The sequence below is a fragment of the Novosphingobium sp. UBA1939 genome, from assembly GCF_002336885.1.
In the GTDB taxonomy this organism is placed as follows: domain Bacteria; phylum Pseudomonadota; class Alphaproteobacteria; order Sphingomonadales; family Sphingomonadaceae; genus Novosphingobium.
In genome coordinates this window covers 1-4,897 of the sequence record NZ_DDFB01000164.1, presented here as the reverse complement: position 1 = coordinate 4,897, position 4,897 = coordinate 1, and the positions used below count along the sequence as shown (strand labels likewise).

5 protein-coding genes and 1 pseudogene are annotated in these 4,897 nt (G+C 68.3%); 4 read left to right on the top strand and 2 right to left on the bottom strand.

From position 1 onward, the window contains the following. From B3547_RS21620 to B3547_RS21610, 3 genes are all read left to right on the top strand, one after another. On the top strand, nucleotides 1–332 hold a 332-nt coding region (locus tag B3547_RS21620), incomplete at its 5' end, for a 3-oxoacyl-[acyl-carrier-protein] synthase III C-terminal domain-containing protein (RefSeq protein WP_292966956.1). Between the two features lie 108 nt (nucleotides 333–440). Beyond that, the gene (locus B3547_RS21615) at nucleotides 441–740 is read left to right on the top strand and encodes an integration host factor subunit alpha (protein WP_124807974.1); all 300 of its coding nucleotides are present in this window, start codon (nucleotides 441–443) and stop codon (nucleotides 738–740) included. Further along, a complete protein-coding gene (locus B3547_RS21610; protein ID WP_124807973.1) occupies nucleotides 737–1,177 on the top strand; it encodes a MerR family transcriptional regulator in 441 nt (146 codons plus the stop codon). The genes B3547_RS21615 and B3547_RS21610 overlap by 4 nt, the downstream gene beginning before the upstream one ends. Here B3547_RS21610 and B3547_RS21605 read toward each other — a convergent pair. Next, complete coding sequence (locus tag B3547_RS21605) at nucleotides 1,174–1,719, bottom strand: SixA phosphatase family protein (RefSeq protein WP_124807972.1); 546 nt, start codon at nucleotides 1,717–1,719, stop codon at nucleotides 1,174–1,176. The two genes, B3547_RS21610 and B3547_RS21605, sit on opposite strands and share 4 nt — an antisense overlap. Beyond that, nucleotides 1,716–4,508, bottom strand: a complete 2,793-nt coding sequence (locus tag B3547_RS21600; RefSeq protein WP_292966950.1) for an ATP-dependent DNA helicase — start codon at nucleotides 4,506–4,508, stop codon at nucleotides 1,716–1,718. The genes B3547_RS21605 and B3547_RS21600 overlap by 4 nt, the downstream gene beginning before the upstream one ends. Before the next feature lie 267 nt (nucleotides 4,509–4,775). Here B3547_RS21600 and B3547_RS21595 point away from each other — a divergent pair. Next, nucleotides 4,776–4,897 (top strand): annotated as a pseudogene (locus B3547_RS21595) (flagellin FliC); the annotation flags it as partial.

Sequence of the window (4,897 nt, the reverse complement as noted above, 5' to 3'; positions counted from 1 at the left end):
AGGGGCGCGAGGTATTCCGCCACGCCGTCGTCAATCTTGCTTCGGTGCTGGAAGAGGTACTGGCGGCATCGGGTTACGCGCCGTCCGACATCGACTGGGTGGTGCCGCATCAGGCGAATTTCCGCATTCTCGACGCGACCGCGCGCAAGCTGGGGCTGCCGGCGGAAAAGGTCGTGGTCACGGTGGATCGCCATGCCAATACCAGCGCCGCCTCGGTGCCGCTCGCCTATGACACGGCGGCGCGCGATGGCAGGATCAAGCCTGGCGACCTTGTGATGCTGGAGGCGATGGGTGGCGGTTTCACCTGGGGTGCCTGCCTCGCGCGCGTCTGATCGCGGAGATTTCATCCGAATTCCCTTCAACCCCAAGGCATTGCATTGCCATGCAGACGTTTTGCATTATGGTGTGACGGAGGGGTTTGCATTGGGGGAACCAAACGGATGCGATCGATAGGCACTTTGACCCGGGCTGATCTGGCGGAAAGCATCAACCGGCGCGTCGGATTGTCGCGCGCGGATTCGCTGGACATGGTGGAATCGATCCTGACGCACATGAGCGACGCGCTGGCCACGGGCGAGAACGTCAAGATTTCAGGCTTCGGCACTTTCCTGTTGCGCGACAAGACCGAACGGATCGGGCGCAATCCCAAGACCGGTATCGAAGTGCCGATCACGCCGCGCCGGGTGCTGACCTTCCGTGCCAGCCAGATGCTCAAGGATCGCATCTGCGCCGGTGGATGAGCGGCCGGGGCGTCTCTGTTTTCCAGGACGGCAAGGATCCTGGCGCGCTCCGCACCATCGGTGAGGTGGCCAGGGGGCTGGGCATACGGCCCCATGTCCTGCGGTACTGGGAAGAACAGTTTCCCATGCTGCGCCCGCTGACGCGGGCTGGTGGGCGGCGATATTACCGCGCGGAGGATGTGGCGCTCGTTTCCGAGATCGACCGCTTGCTACACCGCGAAGGCTATACCATCCGCGGGGCGCGGCAGGCGCTCGGGGGCAAGGCGCGTGGAGCGCGGCCTGTCGCGGTTCCGTTCGTGTCCGATCCGGCGCCGGCCAGCAGCGATGAGCTTGCGCGGGCAGAGGATGTCCTTTCGGCTCTGCGCGTGCTGTACGGCCGTCTGGAAGCGGTGCGCGATGGGCTTGCCGGCGCGCTCGCGGAAGCCGAAGCCGTTTAGTCGATCAAGACCGGTCCCAGCGCGGGGTCAAGATCGCGCGGGCGGGTAAGCGCCACCAGCCGCGCGCAGTTTTCGTCAATGTCCGACCAGCGGTCGATATCCAGTTCCAGCACAGCGAAGGTCGCGGTGGGGAACTTCTGTTCCACCACGTCGCGCAACGGGCTGCTGCCATCGTCGGGCACCAGATCGAAGATCAGGTCTTCCAGGCTGGGATTGTGCCCCACCATCAGGATGCTGGCGGGATCGCCTTCCACTTCGCGCAGCAGGTCCATCAGCGTGGCCGAACTGGCCAGGTAGATGCGCCGGTCCCATTCCACCGGAAAGCCGTGGCCCCACGCCGTGCTCGCCTGCTCGATCGTTTCCGCCACGCGCACGGCGGGAGAGGCGAGCAGCCGGTCGAAGCGCCAGCCGCCATCGCGGATGAAGCGCCCCATCACTTGCGCGCCCTTGATGCCGCGATCGTTCAATGGCCGGTCGAAATCGCGCGCGCGCGCGTCGGACCAGTCTGATTTGGCGTGACGGAAAAGCGCAAGCGTCTTCACGAAAAATCCCCGGCAGATCCGGCGCTGGCGCCGGCGTTGGCGATGGTTGCCGAAGCTCCAGAAACACCGCCCGCCACGCTTTGTAAAGCCACATCGAGCGTGACGCGGCGAACGGGCGTGCCGGGCGGAAAGGCGCCCAGCAGGCGCGACGGGAAGGCGGAGGACAGCACCACGAAAAAGCCCCTGTCGTCGGCCGAACGGATCAGCCGCCCGAAGGCCTGCGCGAGCCGCGCGCGGATGATGCGGTCGTCATATGCCTGCCCCCCACCGGCCAGACGGCGCGCGCGGTGAAGGATCGACGGCTTGGGCCAGGGCACCTGTTCCATCATCACCAGACGCAGCGAATGGCCCGGCACGTCCACGCCGTCGCGCAGCGCGTCGGTGCCCAGCAGCGAGGCGCGTGGATCGTCGCGGAAGATGTCGACCAGCGTGCCCGTATCGATCGGATCGACATGCTGGGCATAGAGCGGCAGCCCGGCGCGGGCGAGGCGGTCGGCGATGCGGCCATAGACCGCGCGCAGCCGGCGCACCGCCGTGAACAGGCCCAGCGCGCCACCGCCCGATGCCTCGATCAGCCGGGCATAGGCGCCGGCCAGCGCGGGAATATCGCCCTTGGGCACGTCGGTCACGATCAGCACTTCGGCCTGGCTGGCATAATCGAACGGGCTTTCCGCCGAGAACAGGCGCGGGGTCATGTCGAGCCAGGGCGCGCCGCTGCGGCGGATCGCGCTGTCCCAGTCGCCGTTGTCGGGTGAATCCCCCCGACCGCCACCGGCCCGGTCGCGCAAGGTCGCGCTGGTCATCATCACCCCGTGCGCGGGCGCCAGCACGGTGTTGGCGAACGGCTTCATCGGATCGAGATAGTGGCGATAGAGGCCGATGTCCCACTCGCGCCCGTCGGAGCGTTCCACCGCCAGCCAGTCGACGAAATCGGGATCAGCGGGGCCGCCGAGGCGGCTGAGCAGGGCGATCCACCCGGCGACCAGATCGGTCCGCCAGCCGATGGCGCCGCGCGCGCCCTCGATCCGTGCGCGCGCCGGCCCGTCGAGCCAGTCGGGGCCGTCCTCCACGATCGCTTCCAGCCGCAACGCCAGCCGGGCGAGGGGCTGCCGCAGCGCCTCGAGTGCTTCCTGCGCGCGCCCGGCAACCTCGATGAAGGCGCCGTCCATCTGCGCGATCTCGGTTTCCAGGCCATAGCCGGCTTCCTGCCCGCCGCTTTCATCGCGGGCATGGACCACCGCGCGCGTCGCGGCGAGAAGGGCTTCGAGCGGGCCGATCGGCGCGTTTTCCTGCAGCCGCGCCAGCCATCCGTCGGAGGGCAGCGCCTCCGCCGCCTCGCGCGCCTGCGCAATCGCCCGCGCGCCTTCCTCGTCATAGCTCGCCACGTCGGCCAGCCGCGCCGAAAGCCCGCGCCGCCGCCCGCGCGATTTGCCTTCGGGGCCGATCACCCAGCGGCGCAGCTCGATCGTCTCCGCGCCGGTAAGGGCGGCGGAGAACGTCGAATCCGCGGCTTCGAACACATGGTGCCCTTCGTCGAACACGATCCGCGTGGGGCGCTGGGCGGCATCGCGGCCCCGCGCGGCGTTGACCATGACCAGCGCGTGGTTGGCAATCACGAGTTCCGCATCGGCGGAGGCGCGCACGGCGCGCTCGATGAAGCATTTGCGGTAGTGCGGGCAGCCGGCATAGACGCATTCGCCACGCTGGTCGGTCAGCGCGCTGATCCCGCGCTTGCGGAACAGCGTGCCCAGCCAGCCGGGCAGATCGCCGCCGATCATGTCGCCGTCCTGGCTATAGGCGGCCCAGCGCGCGACAAGTTGCGCCATGATCGCCGCGCGCCCGGCGAAGCCGCCCTGCAGCGCGTCTTCCAGGTTCAGCAGGCACAGGTAGTTCTCGCGCCCCTTGCGCACCACCACCGGCGCCTTGCCATGGCGCTCAGCCGGGAACGCGCGCCGGCTTTCGCGCCGCAATTGCCGTTGCAGGGCCTTGGTATACGTCGAAACCCACACGGTGCCGCCCGATTTCTCCGCCCATAGCGAGGCGGGGGCGAGATAGCCGAAGGTCTTGCCGGTGCCGGTCCCGGCTTGCGCCAGCAGCATGTGCGGCTGGCCCGCACCGGTGCCGCGCGGCGGGCGCGGCGCGAACATCCCGGCGGCCTCGCGCGCATAGGCGCGCTGGGCGGGGCGCGCTTCGGCGTCGCGCCCGGTCAGCACGGCAAGCCGCTGCTCCACGTCCTCCCCGGACAGCGTTACCTGCGCCGGCTGCGGGCGTTCGGCCGTTTCTTCCCATTCGGGCAGACGCGTGAACAGCCAGCGTTCGGCGCGTTCGGGCCGCCGGATGCGGGGGGCAAGCAGCGTTGCCCAGGGCCAGCGCATCCGTACCAGCGATTGGAGCGCCGTCCAGGCGCCTTCGCGCTCGGCCCAGTCCGGGCTTTCGCACGCCGCCAGCAGGGCCTCCGCCGCTTCCTGCAACAGCAGCGGCACGGCATCGTCGCTGGCCGGCTCCGCAAGATTCAGGGCATGGGCAAGGCCCTTGGGCGTGGGCACCACGAATCGCGCCGGGTGAACGAAGGCATAGAGTTCGAGCAGGTCCAGCCCGGACAGGTCCGGATAACCCAGCCGGCTCGCCACCAGCGGGGCGTTGAGCAGCAGCAGCGGCGTATCGGCCGCAGCCATGATCGCATCGCCCTTGCCCACCGCGCGCGTGGACGGGCTGCCCGTCAGCGAGGCATCGCGCAGCCAGCAGCCGCCATGGCTGGCATGGAGCGCGGGAAGGGTAAGGGCAGCCATCCGTTCCGCATAGAACGGAACTGGAACGCGGGGCAAGCCATGGCCTGTCGCGTTTCCCGATGCGCCGCTGCCTGAAACGGCGAGGATTGGGGATTATCAAGCTAAAACAATCATATGATTGGCAGGGGTCATGCTGAAGCGATCTTTGCCCGCGGTCTACGTACTGACACGGATGCCCTGAAACCCCCCGCTTCCACACCGGTCTTTGCCCCGGGACCAGCAGGTCCGCGCCGGATCGTTCCGGCAGACAGAGTGGAGGTACTTGTCATGACCGTTATCAATACGAACATCAACGCGATACGCGCGGCGAACGCATCCAACAGCGCGACCAAGACCCTGGGCCTTTCGATGGAGCGCCTGTCCACCGGCATGCGCATCAACAGCGCCAA